24 protein-coding genes and 1 tRNA gene are annotated in these 18,698 nt (G+C 57.2%); 14 read left to right on the top strand and 11 right to left on the bottom strand.

Annotated features, from left to right (window positions below; genetic code table 11):
* Positions 1–16: 16 nt before the first annotated feature.
* Positions 17–196 carry a hypothetical protein gene (locus NOR51B_RS07875; RefSeq protein WP_009020029.1) on the bottom strand — a complete coding sequence of 60 codons (180 nt, stop codon included), beginning with the start codon at positions 194–196 and terminating at the stop codon, positions 17–19.
* A 103-nt stretch (positions 197–299) separates the two neighbouring features.
* Between NOR51B_RS07875 and NOR51B_RS15790 the strand changes: the two genes are divergently transcribed.
* The gene (locus NOR51B_RS15790; protein ID WP_154647767.1) at positions 300–503 is read left to right on the top strand and encodes an HIT family protein; all 204 of its coding nucleotides are present in this window, start codon (positions 300–302) and stop codon (positions 501–503) included.
* Between the two features lie 246 nt (positions 504–749).
* On the opposite strand, the gene NOR51B_RS07870 is transcribed toward NOR51B_RS15790, so the two are convergent.
* A tRNA-Thr gene (locus NOR51B_RS07870) sits at positions 750–825 on the bottom strand.
* Positions 826–1,096: 271 nt separating this feature from the next.
* Between NOR51B_RS07870 and NOR51B_RS07865 the strand changes: the two genes are divergently transcribed.
* The 4 genes from NOR51B_RS07865 to NOR51B_RS07850 all read left to right on the top strand — a co-directional run bounded on the left by NOR51B_RS07865 (position 1,097) and on the right by NOR51B_RS07850 (position 5,076).
* Positions 1,097–2,374 carry an inorganic phosphate transporter gene (locus NOR51B_RS07865; protein ID WP_009020891.1) on the top strand — a complete coding sequence of 426 codons (1,278 nt, stop codon included), beginning with the start codon at positions 1,097–1,099 and terminating at the stop codon, positions 2,372–2,374.
* 123 nt (positions 2,375–2,497) lie between these two features.
* Positions 2,498–3,178 carry a TIGR00153 family protein gene (locus NOR51B_RS07860; RefSeq protein ID WP_009021398.1) on the top strand — a complete coding sequence of 227 codons (681 nt, stop codon included), beginning with the start codon at positions 2,498–2,500 and terminating at the stop codon, positions 3,176–3,178.
* Positions 3,179–3,331: 153 nt separating this feature from the next.
* On the top strand, positions 3,332–4,810 hold the full coding sequence (locus NOR51B_RS07855) for a porin (protein ID WP_154647643.1): 1,479 nt from the start codon (positions 3,332–3,334) through the stop codon (positions 4,808–4,810).
* Between the two features lie 74 nt (positions 4,811–4,884).
* Complete coding sequence (locus tag NOR51B_RS07850; protein WP_009020504.1) at positions 4,885–5,076, top strand: hypothetical protein; 192 nt, start codon at positions 4,885–4,887, stop codon at positions 5,074–5,076.
* Positions 5,077–5,081: 5 nt separating this feature from the next.
* On the opposite strand, the gene NOR51B_RS07845 is transcribed toward NOR51B_RS07850, so the two are convergent.
* The 3 genes from NOR51B_RS07845 to NOR51B_RS14975 form a co-directional block, all read right to left on the bottom strand.
* The gene (locus NOR51B_RS07845; RefSeq protein WP_009018924.1) at positions 5,082–5,804 is read right to left on the bottom strand and encodes a type III pantothenate kinase; all 723 of its coding nucleotides are present in this window, start codon (positions 5,802–5,804) and stop codon (positions 5,082–5,084) included.
* Positions 5,801–5,956, bottom strand: a complete 156-nt coding sequence (locus tag NOR51B_RS15220) for a hypothetical protein (protein ID WP_081443918.1) — start codon at positions 5,954–5,956, stop codon at positions 5,801–5,803. Before NOR51B_RS15220 ends, NOR51B_RS07845 begins: the two co-directional genes overlap by 4 nt.
* A gap of 61 nt (positions 5,957–6,017) precedes the next feature.
* Complete coding sequence (locus NOR51B_RS14975; protein ID WP_009018905.1) at positions 6,018–6,788, bottom strand: biotin--[acetyl-CoA-carboxylase] ligase; 771 nt, start codon at positions 6,786–6,788, stop codon at positions 6,018–6,020.
* Between the two features lie 141 nt (positions 6,789–6,929).
* Here NOR51B_RS14975 and NOR51B_RS07835 point away from each other — a divergent pair, with 141 nt between their 5' ends.
* Genes NOR51B_RS07835 through NOR51B_RS15785 form a run of 3 tightly spaced genes read left to right on the top strand, consistent with a single transcriptional unit; the run spans position 6,930 to position 9,303 of the window.
* Positions 6,930–7,247, top strand: coding sequence for a hypothetical protein (locus NOR51B_RS07835; RefSeq protein ID WP_040481929.1), 318 nt, complete (start codon positions 6,930–6,932; stop codon positions 7,245–7,247).
* Between the two features lie 2 nt (positions 7,248–7,249).
* Positions 7,250–8,827, top strand: coding sequence for a cation:proton antiporter family protein (locus NOR51B_RS07830; RefSeq protein ID WP_009020513.1), 1,578 nt, complete (start codon positions 7,250–7,252; stop codon positions 8,825–8,827).
* The gene (locus NOR51B_RS15785) at positions 8,824–9,303 is read left to right on the top strand and encodes a methylated-DNA--[protein]-cysteine S-methyltransferase (RefSeq protein ID WP_040481928.1); all 480 of its coding nucleotides are present in this window, start codon (positions 8,824–8,826) and stop codon (positions 9,301–9,303) included. Before NOR51B_RS07830 ends, NOR51B_RS15785 begins: the two co-directional genes overlap by 4 nt.
* Before the next feature lie 52 nt (positions 9,304–9,355).
* Here NOR51B_RS15785 and NOR51B_RS07820 read toward each other — a convergent pair whose 3' ends face one another.
* Together NOR51B_RS07820 and NOR51B_RS07815 are read right to left on the bottom strand one after the other, a co-directional pair.
* Positions 9,356–9,592, bottom strand: a complete 237-nt coding sequence (locus tag NOR51B_RS07820) for a YdcH family protein (RefSeq protein WP_009021141.1) — start codon at positions 9,590–9,592, stop codon at positions 9,356–9,358.
* A 29-nt stretch (positions 9,593–9,621) separates the two neighbouring features.
* The gene (locus NOR51B_RS07815; protein ID WP_009019410.1) at positions 9,622–10,554 is read right to left on the bottom strand and encodes a 3'(2'),5'-bisphosphate nucleotidase CysQ family protein; all 933 of its coding nucleotides are present in this window, start codon (positions 10,552–10,554) and stop codon (positions 9,622–9,624) included.
* A 21-nt stretch (positions 10,555–10,575) separates the two neighbouring features.
* Here NOR51B_RS07815 and yrfG point away from each other — a divergent pair, with 21 nt between their 5' ends.
* Together yrfG and NOR51B_RS07805 are read left to right on the top strand one after the other, a co-directional pair.
* On the top strand, positions 10,576–11,277 hold the full coding sequence (gene yrfG, locus NOR51B_RS07810; RefSeq protein WP_009021648.1) for a GMP/IMP nucleotidase: 702 nt from the start codon (positions 10,576–10,578) through the stop codon (positions 11,275–11,277).
* Between the two features lie 12 nt (positions 11,278–11,289).
* Positions 11,290–11,676, top strand: coding sequence for an RNA-binding S4 domain-containing protein (locus NOR51B_RS07805; protein ID WP_009021195.1), 387 nt, complete (start codon positions 11,290–11,292; stop codon positions 11,674–11,676).
* A 10-nt stretch (positions 11,677–11,686) separates the two neighbouring features.
* Here the strand turns inward: NOR51B_RS07805 and NOR51B_RS07800 are convergent, their stop codons facing one another.
* Positions 11,687–12,898 carry a GGDEF domain-containing protein gene (locus NOR51B_RS07800; RefSeq protein WP_009019103.1) on the bottom strand — a complete coding sequence of 404 codons (1,212 nt, stop codon included), beginning with the start codon at positions 12,896–12,898 and terminating at the stop codon, positions 11,687–11,689.
* Positions 12,899–13,039: 141 nt separating this feature from the next.
* On the opposite strand from NOR51B_RS07800, the gene NOR51B_RS07795 reads away from it, so the two are divergent.
* From NOR51B_RS07795 to NOR51B_RS07780, 4 genes are read left to right on the top strand one after another with little or no spacing between them, the layout of a single operon-like run.
* The gene (locus tag NOR51B_RS07795; protein WP_009020486.1) at positions 13,040–13,789 is read left to right on the top strand and encodes an SGNH/GDSL hydrolase family protein; all 750 of its coding nucleotides are present in this window, start codon (positions 13,040–13,042) and stop codon (positions 13,787–13,789) included.
* On the top strand, positions 13,758–15,683 hold the full coding sequence (gene dxs, locus NOR51B_RS07790; RefSeq protein ID WP_009019307.1) for a 1-deoxy-D-xylulose-5-phosphate synthase: 1,926 nt from the start codon (positions 13,758–13,760) through the stop codon (positions 15,681–15,683). Before NOR51B_RS07795 ends, dxs begins: the two co-directional genes overlap by 32 nt.
* Before the next feature lie 15 nt (positions 15,684–15,698).
* Entirely contained in the window at positions 15,699–15,935 is a 237-nt protein-coding gene (gene xseB / locus NOR51B_RS07785) for an exodeoxyribonuclease VII small subunit (RefSeq protein WP_009019623.1), read from the top strand.
* Positions 15,932–16,771 carry a polyprenyl synthetase family protein gene (locus NOR51B_RS07780; protein WP_009019818.1) on the top strand — a complete coding sequence of 280 codons (840 nt, stop codon included), beginning with the start codon at positions 15,932–15,934 and terminating at the stop codon, positions 16,769–16,771. Before xseB ends, NOR51B_RS07780 begins: the two co-directional genes overlap by 4 nt.
* A 24-nt stretch (positions 16,772–16,795) precedes the next feature.
* On the opposite strand, the gene NOR51B_RS07775 is transcribed toward NOR51B_RS07780, so the two are convergent.
* The 3 genes from NOR51B_RS07775 to nusB are packed head-to-tail and all read right to left on the bottom strand — an operon-like array spanning position 16,796 to position 18,697.
* Positions 16,796–17,326 (bottom strand): phosphatidylglycerophosphatase A family protein, encoded by a 531-nt coding sequence (locus NOR51B_RS07775; RefSeq protein ID WP_009020537.1) that lies wholly within the window; start codon positions 17,324–17,326, stop codon positions 16,796–16,798.
* Positions 17,310–18,248, bottom strand: a complete 939-nt coding sequence (thiL, locus tag NOR51B_RS07770) for a thiamine-phosphate kinase (RefSeq protein ID WP_009021724.1) — start codon at positions 18,246–18,248, stop codon at positions 17,310–17,312. Before thiL ends, NOR51B_RS07775 begins: the two co-directional genes overlap by 17 nt.
* Positions 18,248–18,697 carry a transcription antitermination factor NusB gene (gene nusB, locus NOR51B_RS07765; RefSeq protein ID WP_009020108.1) on the bottom strand — a complete coding sequence of 150 codons (450 nt, stop codon included), beginning with the start codon at positions 18,695–18,697 and terminating at the stop codon, positions 18,248–18,250. The genes thiL and nusB overlap by 1 nt, the downstream gene beginning before the upstream one ends.
* Position 18,698 lies beyond the last annotated feature (1 nt).

Raw genomic sequence — 18,698 nt, 5'->3', positions numbered from 1 at the left:
TCATGTTACTGACTTATCACTGCCGAGTAATCCACCCTTTCCGCATAGCGACCACCTGAGTAGCAGCATCAGCAGCCTCCTCAAGGCGCTTATACCAGCCCTCATCTTGAGCACTAGGAACGGCGTCTAAAGCCTCCAGCGCTTCCCATAGGTCTTCTGTGGATACCACCGTGCTTTCGCCGTCTTGAATACTCATAGATGTCTTTTTAGTCTCCGCGCACCGGCAGACGCCTCCTTGAGGAACGACCCCTACATAATCGCAGCTAAGATGCTTTTGAAAGGCCAATGCAGCAAATCAGCTGTTAAAGCAACGAAAAACCGCGTTAGAGACTCAGGATCCCTCCATCACTGGTTTCAATGTGGGGATGAATTCAGGCACATCTGCAGGTCAAACGGTATTTCATTGTCATATCCATCTGATACCCAGACGCGACGGAGACATGGAGGGCCCCACAGGCGGGGTAAGGCAGGTTATCCCCGGTAAAGGTAACTACAAGAACTAGGCCTCAAAAGCTCCAATCCAGCCTTGTCAGACGAGAAACCAAAACTGCCAATTCCCGAGAAACGGCGGCACCCAGATCAACTTCAGCACTGGATACCCCCCCTACCCCCGTGGTTCGGTTGCTGGATTCGCCTCTAAATTGTGACTTTGGGCGTAAGGAAAGTTGCAGGAATTATTGCAGGATTTCGTCACTGCATGCCCTAATACACTGATTATTAATGTGTATTTATGGGCTTCTATGGGGAAATGGAGCTGGCGAGAGGAATCGAACCCCCGACCGGCTGATTACAAATCAGCTGCTCTACCTACTGAGCTACGCCAGCGTCGCGTGGGGTGCGGAGTGTAGACAAAGGCCGGCCGGACTTCAATAAGTTCGCTTCCAACCGGGTTCGTCGCGAGGGTGGCTCTTGGTGGTTTACTCGGTGCCAAGGGAGGGAGTACCAACAGCCTGGGCGCGGATGACTGAACAAATGAAGTACTCCACGGGCCACGGGCGCCGAATCATATTTTCACCCACTTTGTTACACAGTTGTAACATTCCCGGTCTATATTGCGCCTCGAGGATTAGCATCCGACAGGAGCTTGCGAATAATTATGGATATCATCTCGAACCACGGCATGCTCTTGCTGTCTCTTGCCTGCATCTTTGGTCTGTTCATGGCATGGGGTATCGGCGCCAACGATGTAGCCAATGCAATGGGGACCTCAGTCGGCGCGCGGGCGCTCACGCTCAAGCAGGCAATCCTGGTCGCCGCCATATTCGAGTTTCTCGGTGCTTACCTGGCCGGCGGAGAGGTTACATCGACTATCCGCAAGGGTATCGTCGACCCCTCACTGCTGACCGAAAGCCCGGAGCTCCTGGTGTACGGGATGCTGGCGGCGCTGCTCGCTGCGGCGACCTGGCTCGCCATTGCCAGCGCGCAAGGGTGGCCCGTCTCCACGACCCACTCCATTGTCGGTGCCATCGTTGGCTTTGCCGCTGTGGGCATCTCCGTCGACGCAGTTGCCTGGGGCAAAGTAGGGACGATAGCAGCGAGCTGGGTGGTATCTCCCCTGCTTTCGGGAACCATTGCCTTTTTCCTGTTCATATCGGTCAAACAACTGATTCTTGACCACAAGGATGCGTTTGCCCGAGCGCAGAAATACATACCGATTTACATGTGGCTGGTCGGCTTCATGATCAGCATGGTGACCCTTTTAAAAGGGCTGAAGCATGTGGGCATAGAAGTCGACGCCGGCATGGGCTCCAAGTTTGCCAACGCCGCCCTACTCTCCCTGGTGGCGGGCGCGGTAGTGGCGGTATTCGGTGCCTTCATGCTGCGCCGCGTCAAGGTGCTGCCCGGTGATATCAACAGTACGCAAAACGTTGAGCGTGTATTCGGCATCCTCATGGTGTTCACCGCCTGCGCCATGGCCTTTGCCCACGGATCCAACGATGTAGCCAATGCCGTAGGGCCGCTGGCCGCGATCGTCAGCATTACCCAGTCCGGCGGCGAGGTCATGGCCAAATCGGCGCTGCCCTGGTGGGTGCTGGTCATCGGCGCAGTCGGCATTGTCGCGGGTCTTGCCACCTACGGGTGGCGGGTGATCCAGACGGTGGGTCGCAAGATCACCGAACTCACACCGAGCCGCGGCTTTGCCGCAGAGCTGGCAGCAGCCTCTACCGTGGTGCTGGCCTCCGCCACTGGTCTCCCCATTTCCACCACCCATACATTGGTGGGCGCTGTGCTGGGGGTTGGTCTGGCGCGGGGCGTTGAAGCGGTGCATCTGCCGACGGTAGGCGCCATCGTGACCTCGTGGCTGGTCACTCTGCCAGCGGGTGCAACGCTATCCGTGATATTCTTTTTCATTCTGAGGGCGTTGTTTGGCTGAAGGCCCCTCGAGCGCGTTTAGCGGTGGGAGGCTCAGTGGTTTGGCGTCCAGAGGCTCGGTAGTGTCGTCGTCCTGACTTGGCAATGCACTCCACTTTCGAGCACAACAACAGGGAGCCAAAGAATGGAAGTGAAAACGGCGATAACCGAGGTCATCAGCAGCTCACCCATGCCAATGCTGGAGGAGCACGTAAAGACCTGCGCCCAGTGCGCGGCCAAACTACCCGCATTTTTCGAAGCAGCCCAGGCGGGGAAGTGGAAGCTCGCCGAAAAAATACAGGGCGAAATTGCGGATCTTGAGAGCCTTGCTGACGAACTGAAACGGCATACCCGTAACAGTATGCCTCGAGGTATATGGATGTCCGTGTCTCGCCCCGACATCCTCGAACTCGTCAGGGTACAGGACAAAATCGCCAACAGGGCCAAAGACGTAGTCGGGCTGTCTATTGGCAGAGAACTGGCCTTTCCATCCGCGCTCAGCAAGGCGCTGGCAAAATACATTGACACCATTGTCGCCAGCGTCGATGCCGCGGTCGAAGTGGTTTCAGCAACCCGCGAGTTGTCCCGGACAGCATTCGGGCCGCGGCAGATAAAAGCCATTTCCAGCAAGTCGGCGGCAGTCGAGAAGCTGGAGCGAAAATCCGACGACCTGCAGAGCCGTCTTCGCGCAAAACTGCGGCGACACGAGGACAAACTGTCACCGGTGGATGCGATCTTTCTTTACCAGCTTCTGTCACAGATAGGACAGATCGCCGATAGTGCCGAGGGGGTAGTGCACCGGGCACAGATTATCGCCAACAGTTGAAACGGCCGCCAAGCACACCTAAGCGGTCCCCCATAAATTCCCCCGGAAAATGCTCCAACAAACCGGCTTAGTGCCCTGTCGATGTTCGCAGCTATAGAAAAAAAGGGCCGCGTAAACTAAGGTTGCCGAAAAATTCTAAACGGACACCTGCTGATGACTCACCCATGGCGCATGATCGCCGGCTGGCTGCTTAGCCTCTGCGCGTCACTTTATCTACCTACCGCCTTCGCAGCAGACAAAGAGCTGCTGGACATTCTGCTTGGGAATGGAGTTATCACCGAGGAGCAGCACGCCCGTTTGCTGGGCAAGGCATCGTTAAGCAGTGACGACATATTGACCCCTGCGGAGACGTCTGTCGCCGAAACCAGCGAGCCAGGGATTGTTGTTGTCGTCGAGGAGGAGGTGCTGGACGATAAGATTCGCAGCTCCGTGGATGCAGAGATCGCCCGGGTCATGTCCGAGGAATCGCCTGTGGTGGCTGACTACGGATCTAAAGGCTTTGGCTTTGCGACCCGGGACGGCAATTTCGCCACCAACCTTCAGTGGCGCGCGCAGTTTCGCTACAACACCCCTTTCAACTCGGATCCACGTCAGCTTGACGATTTTACTGATGAAAAGACATCCAGCTTCGAGCCGCGACGCCTGCGGATGAAGATTGGTGGACACGGGTTTCGGCCCTGGATCAAGTACTACTTCGAAGTCGATTTACAGCCTGCACGGGATGTCGATGCCGACGCGATATCATCGGGCGCGCGTGTCATCGACTGGCGTATCGACCTTGCCAAGTGGGAGTGGGGTGGCATTCGTCTGGGACAATGGAAAGTTGACCTCAACCGGGAGCGGGTCGACTCCTCCGGCAGGCAACAATTTGTTGAGCGCTCGATCGTCAATCGCGTCTTTACCATCGACCGCCAGGTGGGATTGCAGCTGCGAGGCCGGCTTTTTAACGGCACAGCTGCAGACCTTAACTACTACGCCGGCGTATTCAATGGCGAAGGCCGCGGCGTCAAAAACAGCAACGAGGATCACCTTTACATGGGACGCCTGCAATGGAATTTCCTCGGTCGCGAACTCGCCTGGCGTCAGACCGACGTCGAGTTTACCGAGCACCCAACCGGATCATTCGCCATTGCGGGCTTTACTAACGAGGGCGCCTGCACCCGCTGGTCATCGTCGGGCTGCGGTAACCTCGATGGATTTTTACAACCCGCCGTCGCCGAACCTGACCAGTATCGAATCAAACAAGGTGTTCAGGAATTTGCCTTTAAATACCGAGGCTTCTCGTTCCAGCAAGAATGGCACCGAAAATTCATCACCGATCGCGTGGAAAAAACGCAAAGTGATCTCACCGGCGCCTATATGCAGGTCGGCTACTTCCCGCACTACCTGATCGATGCATTCCCAGCACCCCTTGAGCTGGCTGCAAGGTACGCCTACGTGGAAGAGCCCAATAAGTCTGATCGGTTGTTCTATAACGAGCGTGAAGAAATCACTCTGGGCGCCAACTGGTTCTTTAACGGGCACCGCAACAAGCTCACCCTGGACGCATCTCACCTCATCGTGGACGATGGTTTGCTGAACGTCAGGGATTCTGAGAATCGAGTGCGGTTGCAGTGGGATGTCTCGTTCTGAGAGTGGACTTGCGATACGAAGAGAGGCAATCGCCAGCAAACTGGCTTGCAAGGCGCGTTGAGCACAGTGTTTGAATGGGGTTAGCGAGAGTAAGCGACCCCGACCGGCTGATTAAAAGCCGGCTGCTCTTCCTATTGAGCTCGGCCGGCGAACTCGGTGATCTCGGTGCTTTGCCACAGCTTCGATTAAAGCCTGAGACCCCGGCGGAGCTGCGCGACAAAAACTGGCCGGCCATTCAGGAAATGACCGAGGCACTCGGCGGCTGAGCCACTTATCCTATTTTACTGACCGCCCAATATTCGAGACCATCGAGCACAAGGTTCTCCCGCAACTCGGCGACAACGCCGAGCGCCATCATGGCCCTGGCGTCACCACCGGTAATCAGCGCCCGATACTCCGGGTAATCCGCAACAACCGCGTTCACTGACGCACAGGCGGCAAGCCAGGCGCCCGATGCAACACAGGCGCCGGTCGCGTCGCCCGGGGCGGTCGAGGGCGCTGGAAGCTGTTCGTAGCGGACCTTGCCCGTTCGCTCGATCAAAGTTTCGCACATCATACGAACACCGGGGAGAATAAAGCCTCCGATATGGAGCCCGTCTCTCGCGACCACGTCTATAGTGATCGCTGAGCCGGCATCGATGACCACTACCGGTGAGCCAACAACCCGCGCGGCGCCAATCATGGCCATCCAGCGATCAACGCCCAGTGACTCCGGCTTCGCATAGGCATTGGTAATCCCCAAGGCTTTTGCCACGCTGCGTGCACAGTACACCGCGATTGAAAAATGGCGCTCCAAAGCCCCTACCAGGGCAGCATCGAAGGCTTCGCCTGCTACGGAAGAGAGAACTATGGCCGACGGCGCAGGCGCGGGTTTCAATGACTCGATCAGCGCATCCGCCTGCGCCGAACATCGATTTACGCCGGTTTCACCGACAAACCGCCATTTGACAGTGGAGTTGCCCACATCGAGCAGCAGGACGGGCGGGCTGCTCATTGACGCCGCACCGAAACATCGCCCGAGTAAACGGTCTTTCGCCCCTGGTGGGTGTCCACCAGGAGGCCACCGGTCTCATCCACCCCGCAAGCCGCTCCCTGTATCTGCATGGCACCCGATACCAGAACCTGGGCATTGCTCAGGTAATCCAATTGGCTCCAGGGGTCACGCCAGCGGGTAAACCCCCCAGTGGGATACTCCGTCAGCAACGGGTCAGCTGAGACAACACGCAAACTGCAAGGTTATTCGCGAAATGATGAACTCACTGTGGCGCTCAAGCGCGGTCCAGTCCTGGGTTATTGCGTTTGATGAAGCCCCTCGCATCGCAACATTAATACCGATACCGATAACGGCTGCGCAAGGACCTGAGGCGTCCCCCGCCGTTTCTATCAGTACCCCGCCCACCTTATGACCGGCGAGGTACACGTCATTGGGCCATTTCAGTGATACATCGACACCGCAACACTCCCTGATACCGCCAGCCACCGCCACACCGACGGCCAGGCTGAGACCGGCCATCGCTTCGACCCCGGCATCAAAACACCAGCCTATGGATAAATAAAGATTTTGCGCCATCGGGCTTACCCAACTACGGCCGCGGCGACCTCGCCCTCCCAGCTGTTGTTCGGCGAGAAAAACCTTGCCATGTATTGTCAAGGGATCGTCCGCCATAAACGCTCGTCGCAGGAGCACTTCGTTGGTACTACCGACCTCGGGTACAACCTCGATACCCAGTGACAGTGAATAGCGCTGCTCGAGTTCGCGTTGGATAGTTTGGGCCGAGAGCAACTCTAGTGGAGCGACGAGGGTGACCTGAGACTTCTCGATACGTATATCAAAGCCCTGCGCCTTGAGCGCGTCGATAGCCTGGTCGATGCAGCTGACATCACATCCGTGCGTATCAGCCAGTGCATCTGCAGACTGAGAGATACCACTACTTAAGGACTCCAGTAATGACAATGGCTTTATAGGCACGGACGACATAGGCTGATGTTCGGGGCAGACCAAAATAGATACAGTTGCAATGGCGACAACCGCTTTTAAATTTTAACGAGTGTATACCACCCGCTCCTCATTATGAGCCACACTCATTCGACGCGCGCTGTAAAAGGAAATTCTCAATCGATGTCGAGAAAGGCTCGAACCGCCGCCACATTATTCGCTCTGCTCGCCGGGGGCCTTCATATTGGGGCACTCTGGTTTGAGCCACTTGCAACACCAACCCTTCTGGGGGCTGGCCGCGGGGTGGTGTTCATACTTCTTTTCCTGGGATTAATGGGCACCTCGAGATTGAGTCTGGTGGCAACCTCATTATTTTGCTGCACGGCTCTGATTGATGCGCTTTCCCTGCAATTTGACTTGGCAACAGGAGTTGAGCTGTGTTTACTGGCGTCCGTATTGATTGCACTTTTACGCAATGACATCACGATTCGCGAGGGATAACGTTGCTAGGTCTGGATCCGCTCATTATTGTCACTGCCCTGCTTTGCGGCATGCTGAGTCGGGCCGCAGGCCTACCCGCTCTGGTGGGATATCTGGCTGCCGGTTTTGTACTCCACGAGTTCAGCCTCGAATCGGGGGCCCTGCTCGAGCATTTGGCCGATGTGGGCATCACCCTGATGCTCTTCACTATCGGCCTCAAACTGGATGCGAGGAAATTGCTGCAAACCAAGGTTTGGGGCACCACAGTCATACATATGGCCGTGACCCATTTGGTAATGCTCGGCCTCCTACTCGGCGCGTCGGCGCTAATTCCAGGGCTACAGATCTCATTGACGGCGGCTTTGGTGATCGCTTTCGCCCTCACCTTCTCCAGTACGGTATTTGTGATCCAAACACTGCAGGAACGGGGAGAGTCGACCTCTGCACACGCCAATCTGGCCATCGGCATTCTTATTGTTCAGGATCTTGTCGCCGTCGTCTTCCTCGCTTTCAGCACTAGCAAAGCCCCCCAGCTCGAAGCCCTCTGGTTACTGCTAATTATCCCGGCGAGACCATTGATACTGAAGCTACTGTCCGTGGCAGGTTACGGTGAACTGCTGACGCTTTCCGGCCTGGCGCTGGCACTGGGCGCGGCACAGTTGTCGGATGCCGTGGGTATCAAAGGAGACCTGGGTGCACTGCTGTTCGGTGCCATCCTCGCCGGCCACCCAAAAGCGAAGGACATGGCCAAAAATCTGATTCAGTTCAAGGATTTGTTCCTGGTCGGCTTTTTTCTCAGTATCGGCCTCGCCGGCTGGCCATCGACTACCCTGATCTTTATTGCCGTTATTCTGGGATTGTTGGCCACGCTCAAGCCGCTGCTGTATTTCCTGCTGATGACACGCTTTCACACCAGCGCTCGCGTCGCAGTACTGGCATCGGGCTCGCTGGCCAATTACAGCGAGTTCGGATTGATTGTGGTCGCTGTAGCGGCCACCGTGGGCTGGGTTGATCCACAGTGGAGCGGCGCAATTTCCATCGCCATTGCTGTCAGTTTTGTCGTCGCTGCACCGCTCTCAACCGCAAGCCATCGTTTTTACCAGACCTACCGCGATCGATTATTCCGGTTTCAGTCAGACGAGCTGATGGCAAGTATGGAGCCCATCAGTGATACCCGCATCATCATTCTCGGCATGGGCCGCGTAGGTACCGGTGCCTACGAATCGTTGGCACCCAGGTTTGGCCCTTCGGTACTCGGTGTCGAGAGCGGAGCCGCCCAGGTAGCCGTTCACAAGTCGGAAAACAGGCGCGTGATACGTGCTGACGCGTCTGATCCTGATTTCTGGCAACGTATTGATATAAATAATGTCCAACTTGTCATGCTCGCACTCACCAACCACCCCGAAAACATGCTGGTGGCAGGATTGCTGCGCTCCCTTAACTACAGTGGCGAGCTCGCCGCGGTGGTGCGCTACGCAGACCATGAGGTCGAAATGTCCGAACACGGCATTTCGGCATTCAACCTCTACGGACAAGCGGGGGCCGGTTTCGCGGCGCATGCTTCCGAATTGATCAACGGATCTGCAGAGACGACCGCTTGAGCCCCACAAACTCAAGTTCACTCGAGACGCCGCTGGGCCCCCTCGTGATCGAAGCCACGGATGAAAGCGTTATTGCCATCCACTGGCCCGATCCAGACCGAATTCTTCGCAACACGACCTACCCCGAAGACCACTGCCTCCCTCAGGCACTGCGCGAGCTGGCCCGGTATTTCTCGGGAAAACCCATTGCGTTTGAAGTACCACTGCAGCCCGAGGGCACCCCCTTCCAGCGCGAGGTCTGGGCCGCGCTACTGACCATCAGGCGCGGAGAGACTCGCAGCTACGCCGATATTGCGGCTCAGATCGGACGTGTCAATGCAGCGCGGGCCGTGGGCCTTGCGATTGCGAAAAACCCTATCCCGATTATGATTCCCTGCCACCGGGTAGTGGGCAGCAATGGCAAGCTAACCGGTTTCTCAGGGGGGCTGGATCGAAAGCAATGGTTATTGGAACTGGAGCAGGATTCAGGCGTTTAGGCGTTTAGGCGTTTAGGCGTTTAGGCGTTTAGGCGTTTAGGCGTTTAGGCGTTTAGGCGTTTAGGTCCGGAATCATTTCATCCTTGAGCCGCTCGATCTCATCCTTGAGCTTTAATTTTTCTTTTTTTAGACGCTGGATCAGCAGCTGATTCTGGTAGGGATGGGACTGGATCTCAATAATCTTGATGTCCAGTGCCTTGTGACGGGATTGGAGACTCGTCAGGCGCATCCCGGGTGTCATCGGCTCATTGGCAGCACGCCTGTCGTTATTTGGCTCGATGTCACTCATGACCAATTTCCCTGAAGTCAGTCCGCAATCTACTCTCCGGACTTCGGGCTGACAAGCCGGTTGCCGTGCTCATCGGCCAACACAGAAAGATAGTCGACTGTAGGGTCCGCCACGGCGATAAAGTCATCGACCAACAACGTATCGCGACAGTTGTAACGCAGTGGTTCACCCGCATAGGTGGTGACCGCCCCCCCCGCCGCCGAGACCAGCGCGTCACCGGCAGCAACATCCCATTCATAGCAGGGCGAGGTCCTTGGGTAGACATCGCCGTCTCCGTCGAGCATACGGCAAAACTTCAATGCGCTGCCGGCGTTTTCCCGGCTGACTGGGGTACCGAGGGGCTCCAGCTGGGTCATCATCAGCGACACACGACCAGGATGGTGTCGGGCACTTGCCAATAAGGTAACTCCCGAATTCGAGCCAAAGTCTGTCAACTTCAGGGTGGTCGGATTGCGAAGGCCCTCCGCCGATCGGAACCGCCAGGCGCCAACACCCGGGATACCGAGATACCACAAGCGCTGCATGGGTACTGAAATCAGCCCCAGCACAGGGCGCTCCTCGTCGACCAGGGCCAGATTGATCGTGAACTCACCGGTTCTGGCAATAAACTCCTTGGTCCCATCCAAGGGATCGAGCACCCATAAACGTTGCCACTGCCGTCGCTGCTCCAGTTCTGCAGCGGTGGACTCCTCAGAGAGCACCGGTATCGATGGGGTCAAGGCCGCCAATGCCTCCACCCAACACTCATGGGAGGCATGATCGGCCGCCGTTACCGGACTGTCGTCCGCCTTCTGCGACACATCCACAGCGTCGGGGTTGCTATAGTAGGATCGCAGCAGTTCGTCGGCGCGATGGCACGTATCAAACACCTTTTCAACGAAAGCGTCGATTGAGGCTAAGTCCGTTGTGTCACTGACCAGCTCAGCCAGGCGATGGGCGCTGTAACTATTATTGTCCAACATGGTTGAGAGGTTACCACTTGTATGTCGTTAGCAGTCGAACCCTGTCGCTCGGTATCCGCGGTGTTCTGGGACAGCATCGAGACCGTTCTGCTCGATATGGATGGCACCTTGCTGGATCTGAGCTTCGACAATGACTTCTGGGGTCGAGCGATTCCTGAGCACTACGCAACAATCCATCACATCAGCCACGAGGAAGCGGCAAGCCGACTAAACTCTATTTTTGCCGCCGAATCGGGAAGACTCAACTGGTACTGTCTCGACTTCTGGTCTGCCACCCTGGGTTTTGATGTCGCTCAGCTGAAACGAACACTGGCACACGGCATCGCCTGGCGGCCCGAGGCCGAACGGTTTCTCAAGCAGCTAAGCGCCAGTCACTGCGACGTCGTTCTCATTACCAACGCCCATCCAGAGACGCTGAAGATCAAGCTGGAGCGAGTCATGCTGACCCCCTGGTTTGACCGCGTCGTCAGTTCGCATGAGTATGGTGTTCCCAAGGAAAACAATGTGTTCTGGCAGCGGCTTCAGGAAAATCATGCCTTTAATCCCACCAAAACCCTCTTTATCGACGACTCCGAGCCCGTGCTGGACGCGGCCCATGATTACGGCATCCAACACCTGATCAGCTTGCGGCAACCGGACAGTCGGCAGCCACCGAAGACCGACACCCGATACCCCGCCATTCTGCATTTTGACGAAATCAGCAAGGGGCTGCCCGCACTGTGAGACTATTCGCGCATGGATAAACTCCGCCTCGACAAATGGCTCTGGGCTGCACGCTTTTTTAAAACCCGGTCACTGGCAAAAACCGCTATCGAAGCGGGTAAGGTTCATATTGATGGCCAGCGAGTCAAGGTATCGAAGGAAATCGATGTGGGTACCGAGCTCGACGTTCGGCAAGGCTGGGATGAGCGCACGGTTGTCGTCAAAAAACTCAGCGATCAACGCCAGGGGGCACCCATGGCACAAACCCTTTACGAAGAAACCGAAGATAGTGTGGCCCGTCGGCTGCGGGCCATGGAAGCGCGGCGGGCCGCCGGAGCCCTGGCACGGCCCACCCACAAACCGGACAAGCACCAGCGCCGGCAGCTCGATAAGCTACGCAAACAGTTTGAGGAATCCTGAGCCGAGTTGATCAGGGGACATAGGTAGACAGGCTAATCGCATTACGCCCCCGCTGCTTGCTCTCGTATAGCGCTTTATCCACCGCAGAGATCAACGCCTCCCCCCGCGTCTCGAGATTCGGCACGCAGGAGAGAACCCCCTGGCTAACGGTAACAAACTCGGCGGTTAACGATGTCTTGTGGGGGATCTGAAGTGCGTTGAATCGCTCGCGGATCATTTCAGCACTATTCAACGCCTTGTTTTGTGTTGAACCCGGCAGCACCAGAATAAACTCTTCGCCACCCATTCTCGCCGCCATTTCACCCGCTCGGGACGTCACTGACATCAACACCTCGGCAAGCTGCTGCAGCACCTCATCGCCATCGGGATGACCATAGGTGTCGTTGTATAACTTGAAGTGGTCAACATCGATCATAACCAGTCCGATTGGCACGCCTGAACGTTTTGAACGCGCAAGCTCAACATCCAGAAGTCGATTGACCGCGCGTCGGTTACGCAACCCGGTAAGTTCGTCAACCGTCGCCATCTCCGAGAGCTGCTTTCGGGCTTCCTGCAACTGGAGGTTGCGAACCCTGAGGCTCGCCGTCAGATCCGAGAGATCCTGTGCCATTGCAGTTCGCTCGAGATTAACCTTGACCAATTCGGCAAAAGATCGACTCATCCACCCGCCGATAAGAGAGAGAATAACCGCCAGCCCGGTCATGACGGCGGCGATTATCAGGTTGTAAGGCCGTGCGTCGTAGTGAAAGGCGAGCCAGGACGCCATGGGCACCAGCGTCGAGAATAGGTAGGCCAGATAAAGCTGAAGAACGATCGTCATCACGGAAACCGCCACTATGGCGATGAAGGCGGCGATGAGGACAGCAACGTAAAACCATTGGTCGGGTAAGTAGCCGTCCAACCAGAATATCGCCCCGCTCCACAGCATTCCGGTAACCAGCGCCCCGACGGTCATCTCCCACAACAGGCGCACCGGATACCTGTGAGCCCAGTCCTTGTGCTGAGCCTGGGTCATACGCAGGGTCCGGACCAGCAGCACCGCCACCATCGTACCGGCAGCCGTCAGAATCAGATTCTGGGGCAACTGGAACCAGAGCAGCGCCATCATGGCGGCCACACCGATCAAATGCACGCCGACCGACGAAAAGCGTGCGTTTCTTACCTGAAGATCGAGCTTTGCCGCCAGAAGCGCTTTATCTTCAATTTTTCGCTGATATAGCATGATGCTAATGTAACCCAGTGGCGGGGAATTGGGACAATACGTTGTGCGCCAAGGCGAAAAAATGCGGGGTGATCGACGGTTTTTTACTCCGGTATGGCCTATGCTTGCACCATTAGCAGCTACCCAAGACACCGCCTAGCCATGCCCAAGAACAGCCCGCTACTGCTGCTGACCTTATTCTGTATTGTGCTGATTCCCCTGCTTTTTTTCCTGCGCGCCGATATGCTGCTTCGACCCTCCTTGAACGACAGTTGTGACCCACTTCGAAATGCGCTGGAGCGGAGTGACAACGGCGAGCACATCAAACCCGACTCCACGCTGGTTCTGGGCGCGAATGCCGCGATTCGCTGGCGTAGGCCTCCAGACTCCGTCAACGGTGTGGCGCTTTTGATTCGCGGTATAGCGGGGCTCCATCCCCAGCAGATAGGCCTGTGTTATGCGCGCCTGATTGCTCATTACCACCCCCAAAATGTGGTCATTCTTACCGATCCGCGGTGGGCAGATGACCGCATCGACACTATGGCTAATGCCCTCGAGGGGATTGTCGCCGCGCGGGATTCCCTGGGCCGTTCAGACCGGATTTTTGCCCTGTCGTTTCTACTTACCCCCGCCAATCAGCAGGATGATCAACGAATTCAAACTCAAAATGTGGCGCTAAATCACGTTGCTGACGCATCCACGGGGGTGGAAATACTGGACATTAATGATTCGCTCCGAGGTTCAGGGGGCAATCCGGCGCCGCGGTTTTTCTGGCCCGATGGCCAGACTCTCAATAAGGCGGGTTACGAGTACCTGAGCGCTGCCATCGAAAACGCAATTTCTGCAGCGCCAATGCCACCGAATGAGTTATCATCTTCCCATGCAAGACCAGCTTCCAACGACAACACCTGACACGCCGCTGCTCGAAGCCCTGGAATCCCAGCAGTTGGATATACGCCAACTGACGGAGCCTCAGCTTTTGTCTCTGGCCGATGAAGTAAGGCGATTCCTTCTCTTCACAGTCAGTCAAACCGGCGGTCACTTTGGCGCAGGACTAGGGGTCGTAGAACTCACGATAGCCCTGCACCATGTCTTGAATACTCCCCACGACCGGATCGTCTGGGACGTGGGGCATCAAACCTATCCACACAAAATTCTCACCGGGCGGCGTGCTCAGATGCATACCATGCGCCAGGCTGGGGGTTTGTCGGGGTTTCCCAAGCGCAGTGAAAGCCCGTTCGATACGTTTGGAGTCGGCCATTCATCAACCAGCGTCTCCGCCGGTATGGGTATGGCGCTTGCCGCCACGCAGCAGGGGATCAAACGACGCACGGTAGCTGTGATCGGTGATGGTGCGATTACCGGCGGGATGGCCTTTGAAGCCCTGGCACACGCCGGGCACGTTCGCCCCAACCTGCTGATTGTGCTCAACGACAACCAGATGTCGATCGGTCACAATACCGGCGGTCTGGCGACCTACTTCGCCAAGATATGGGCCAGTCGAGCGTATATTTCCTTGCGCGAGGGCTCCAAGAAGCTGCTCGAAAATGTCCGTACCGCATGGGAAGTCGCCAAGCGAACCGAGGAACACATGAAGAGCATGGTGGCACCCGGGACGCTATTCGAAGAACTGGGTTTCAATTACATCGGGCCACTGGATGGCCACGACCTGCCCCAGCTGGTTCAGGCGCTGGGCAATATGACCGAGCTTTCCGGTCCGCAGCTTCTGCATATCCGCACGGTCAAGGGCAAGGGGTACTCCCCCGCCGAGGCAGATCCGGTCGGTTATCACGCGTTGAACAAGCTTGAGAAATCCGATCCTTCGGTGCCACCGAAACCACCGATGCCCAAACCACCCAAGTATCAGGACGTGTTTGGTCAGTGGCTCTGTGATATAGCCGCTGTTGATCCCCTGTTAATCGGCATTACCCCGGCCATGTGCGAGGGGTCCGGCATGGTGACATTTGCTCGCGACTTCCCCGACCGTTACTACGATGTAGCCATTGCCGAACAGCACGCAGTAACACTCGCTGCGGGAATGGCCTGTGATGGGCTCAAGCCGGTAGTCGCGATTTACTCTACGTTTCTTCAGCGCGCCTATGATCAACTGATTCACGATGTCGCCTTGCAGGAGCTCGATGTCACCTTTGCGCTGGACAGGGCGGGACTTGTTGGTCAGGACGGCGCCACGCATCACGGCGTGTTCGACTTAAGCTACCTGCGGTGTGTTCCCAATATGATCATTGCCGCACCCGCCGATGAAAATGAATGCCGACAGCTGCTGTATACCGCCTACCAGCATCCCGGAGCCGCTGCCGTACGTTATCCTCGTGGCAACGGTATTGGCGTGCCGATTGAATCAGAAATGAGTGTCTTACCGGTGGGTAAGGGTCGTCGTGTCCGCGAGGGCGAAGCTATCGCGATCGTCAATTTTGGCGTCTTGCTGCCCGAGGCCTTAGTCGCGGCCGAACAACTGAATGCAACCGTAGTCGATATGCGCTGGGTCAAACCATTGGACGAAGCGCTTCTTGAAGCGCTGGCCTCGACGCATGAATTACTGATTACGGTTGAGGAAAATATGATTGCGGGCGGTGCTGGAAGCGGCGTCGCCGAATGGCTCGCCGCCAACGGATTACAATGCCGAATAAAACATGTTGGCATCGGCGACGAATTTATCGAACAGGCCAGTCAACAGCAGAACCGCGATATGGCCGGGCTTAATGCAGCGGCAATCCTCGACGCCGCGGCACCAACTGCCCCGGTGGCGGCAGCGGCTGACAACCCGTCGCTGCAGGCTATCCATTAATCAGACGCCATTGTCATGACCCGCAAAAGCAAAGATCCGGCACCCACCTCGATGCCCCTGCAGGAACAGATGGACCAGCTATCGACGCTTGTCGAGAAACTCGAGGACCCGTCGTTGCCACTGGAGGACGCGCTGGCGCTGTATGAGCAGGGCGTGAAAATGGCCAACGAGGCCCAAACCGCTCTCGAAGCAGCCGAGCAGCGAATCGCCGTAATCAGCAACGATGACCAGGTGCAACCACTGGAAGAATGAGCGCCGGCGAACCTCACTCAATACCGTGCCCTGATCCCCAACTCGCAGCCGCCGCGGAATATGTGCTCGCCAATCCGGGCAAGCAATTGCGTGCGAAGTTGGTCAGGGAAACAGCGGCGATGCTGGGTAGCGCCGATCCGAACTGCGGCGTCGAAACCGTGGCAACCGCCATCGAGCTCCTGCACAGCTATTCACTGGTCCACGACGACCTCCCGGCGATGGATAATGATGACCTGCGTCGAGGCCGCCCCACCGTCCATCGCGCATTTGATGAAGCGACAGCCATTCTGGTGGGCGACGGGTTTCAGGCGCGCGCTTTTGAGATCATCGCCCGCGACAGTTCGCTTTCTGCCGAGCAACGGGTGGAGCTGTTTGCCCTGCTGAGTCAGGCCGTGGGCTTTGAAGGCATGGTTGGTGGGCAGGCGCTGGATATGGCCGCCGAGCATCAGCAGTGCGGCATCGCCGAGCTCACCCGACTGCACCGTCTGAAGACTGGCGCGCTGATACAAGCCGCAGTTGTCGGCGGCGCAATTGTCGCTGGCGCCAATAGAGAGACCCTCGATCGACTCGCGACCTTTGCGATGAATCTCGGACTCGCGTTTCAGGTGATTGACGATGTGCTCGACGTGACGGCCTGCAGCGACGACCTGGGTAAAACGGCAGGGAAAGACGCTATTTCGGGCAAGTCAACCTATGTCACTTGCCTCGGGATTGATGGCGCGAAAGCGGAAGCCGCGCGATTACTCAATGAAGCCGTAGACGCTCTGGAGCCCTTTGGTGAAAGCGCACTGGCGCTGCGCGATGTAGCGCTGAGCATGGTCGAACGCTCAAAGTAATATCAAACGCAGCAAGCCATAGTATCAATGGCTTAGCACCACCAACGGAATCCCCACTGCGGTCAACAGCGCGCCCGCCATCAGGCCGGCGGCGACATCATCAAGCATGACGCCCCATCCGCCTTTCAGGTGTCGATCGAGCCAACCCACCGGCCATGGCTTGGCGATATCAAACAGTCGAAACGCGAGCAGCCCACCCAGAATAATCACGGGTACTGGCAAACCGCCCTGTAACAGGTACCAGGGCAGCCCCAGCGCAATCCATTGCCCGACAAACTCATCGAAAACAATAGCGCCGTGATCGGATACACCCAATCGCTGGCCCGCCTGCTGGCACCACCAGACACCCAGCAGGGAGGCAATCAGGATAAACACGCAAAAGCTGGCTGCATCGGACTGGATCAGAAACCAGCCCGGTAGCAGTGCCACCACACTGCCCACCGTCCCCGGTGCGACCGGCGACAGACCAGAACCAAAGCCGATTGCCATAAACAGGGACGGCGAACGAAATACTTCAGCGGGTATTACACCCGTGGCGTCAATTGAAGTGTGCATAGCCACCCGCACCCGACGTGGGGCGATCTATCTGCACGCCCTGGCCCACAACCACCTCACCGATCACTGCCAGCCCATCGGGTATCTGACAGCCCGCGGGGACCGTGCACAACAACTCGTAATCATCACCTCCCCCGAGGGCCCATTCAAATAGGCGGGCCTCCGACGGCGCGGCGCGGCGAAGGGCATCAGACAAGGGAATCGCCGTTGAATCAATCGTTAAGGCCACTCCGCTGGCAGCGGCAATATGCTCGGCATCAGCAAGCAGTCCATCGGAGATATCAATCGCGGCCGAGCCATGGGCGCGCAAAAATGACAGCCACTCAAAGCGCGCGATGGGCCGATTAAACCGCGACAACAGCCACTCGACATCCTCGGCTTCCGGGAGCCGGTCTCCGGACAATTCACCGCGTTGTAATGCGAGGGCGGCCGCCGCATCCCCAAGCGTACCCGTGACGCACAATCGATCGCCGGGACGCGCGCCCCCGCGGGTAACCGCGGCATCGCGTGGGACGCTGCCATGTACCGTTATGGTTATCGTCAATGGTCCCTGAGTTGTATCTCCGCCCATAAGCGGAAGGGCGAGATCGCGAACTGCGGCAGCCAGGCCCTGGGAAAATCCGTGCAACCAGAGCTCATCCGCCTCGGGAAGCGTCAGCGCCAGCGTCATTCCCAGCGGACTTGCGCCCATGGCAGCGAGGTCGCTGGCAGCCGCAGCAACCGCGCGATAGGCAATGTCTTCGGGTAGTGTCTCTGGAAAGAAGTGAACATACTCTACCTGTGTGTCAGTGGATACCACACACTGCTCACCCTCGGGAACATCGAACACGGCGGCATCATCGCCGATGCCGAGGGCAATCCGATCCCCCCCACCCAGCGACGCGAAGTACCGACCAATCAGCTCAAATTCGGCCGTCGCCATTAATGCTCTGCAGCAATCTCGATGGAGCGCAGGTCCTGCGCCAACTTATCGAGCACGCCATTGACGTAGCGGAAACTGTCGGTAGCACCAAATTTTTTCGCCAGTGCTACCGCTTCGTTGATAGCAACCTTGTAGGGGACGTCGATACGGTCGCGAAGCTCAAAGGCGCCGAGTCGAAGCAGGTTGCGTTCTACTGGATCGAGCTCGCTGATCGAGCGATCGAGTAACGGCACCAGCGACTCATCCAGTGAGTCGGCGGTGCGCACGATGCCGGTCAATAATTCGTGGAAGTATTCGCCGTCGACATGGCTGAAGTCGTTGTCGACGCGAAATTCCGCCTCAATTTCTGTGAGGTCGTTCCGATTCATTGTCCACTGGTAAAGCGCTTGCAGCGCATAATGTCGCGCTTTTCTGCGCCGTGCTGCCAGGGTATTGATCGGATTCGGCATG

It is taken from the genome of Luminiphilus syltensis NOR5-1B, from assembly GCF_000158175.1.
Lineage (GTDB): Bacteria > Pseudomonadota > Gammaproteobacteria > Pseudomonadales > Halieaceae > Luminiphilus > Luminiphilus syltensis.
This window is presented reverse-complemented; position numbering and strand designations above follow the sequence as displayed.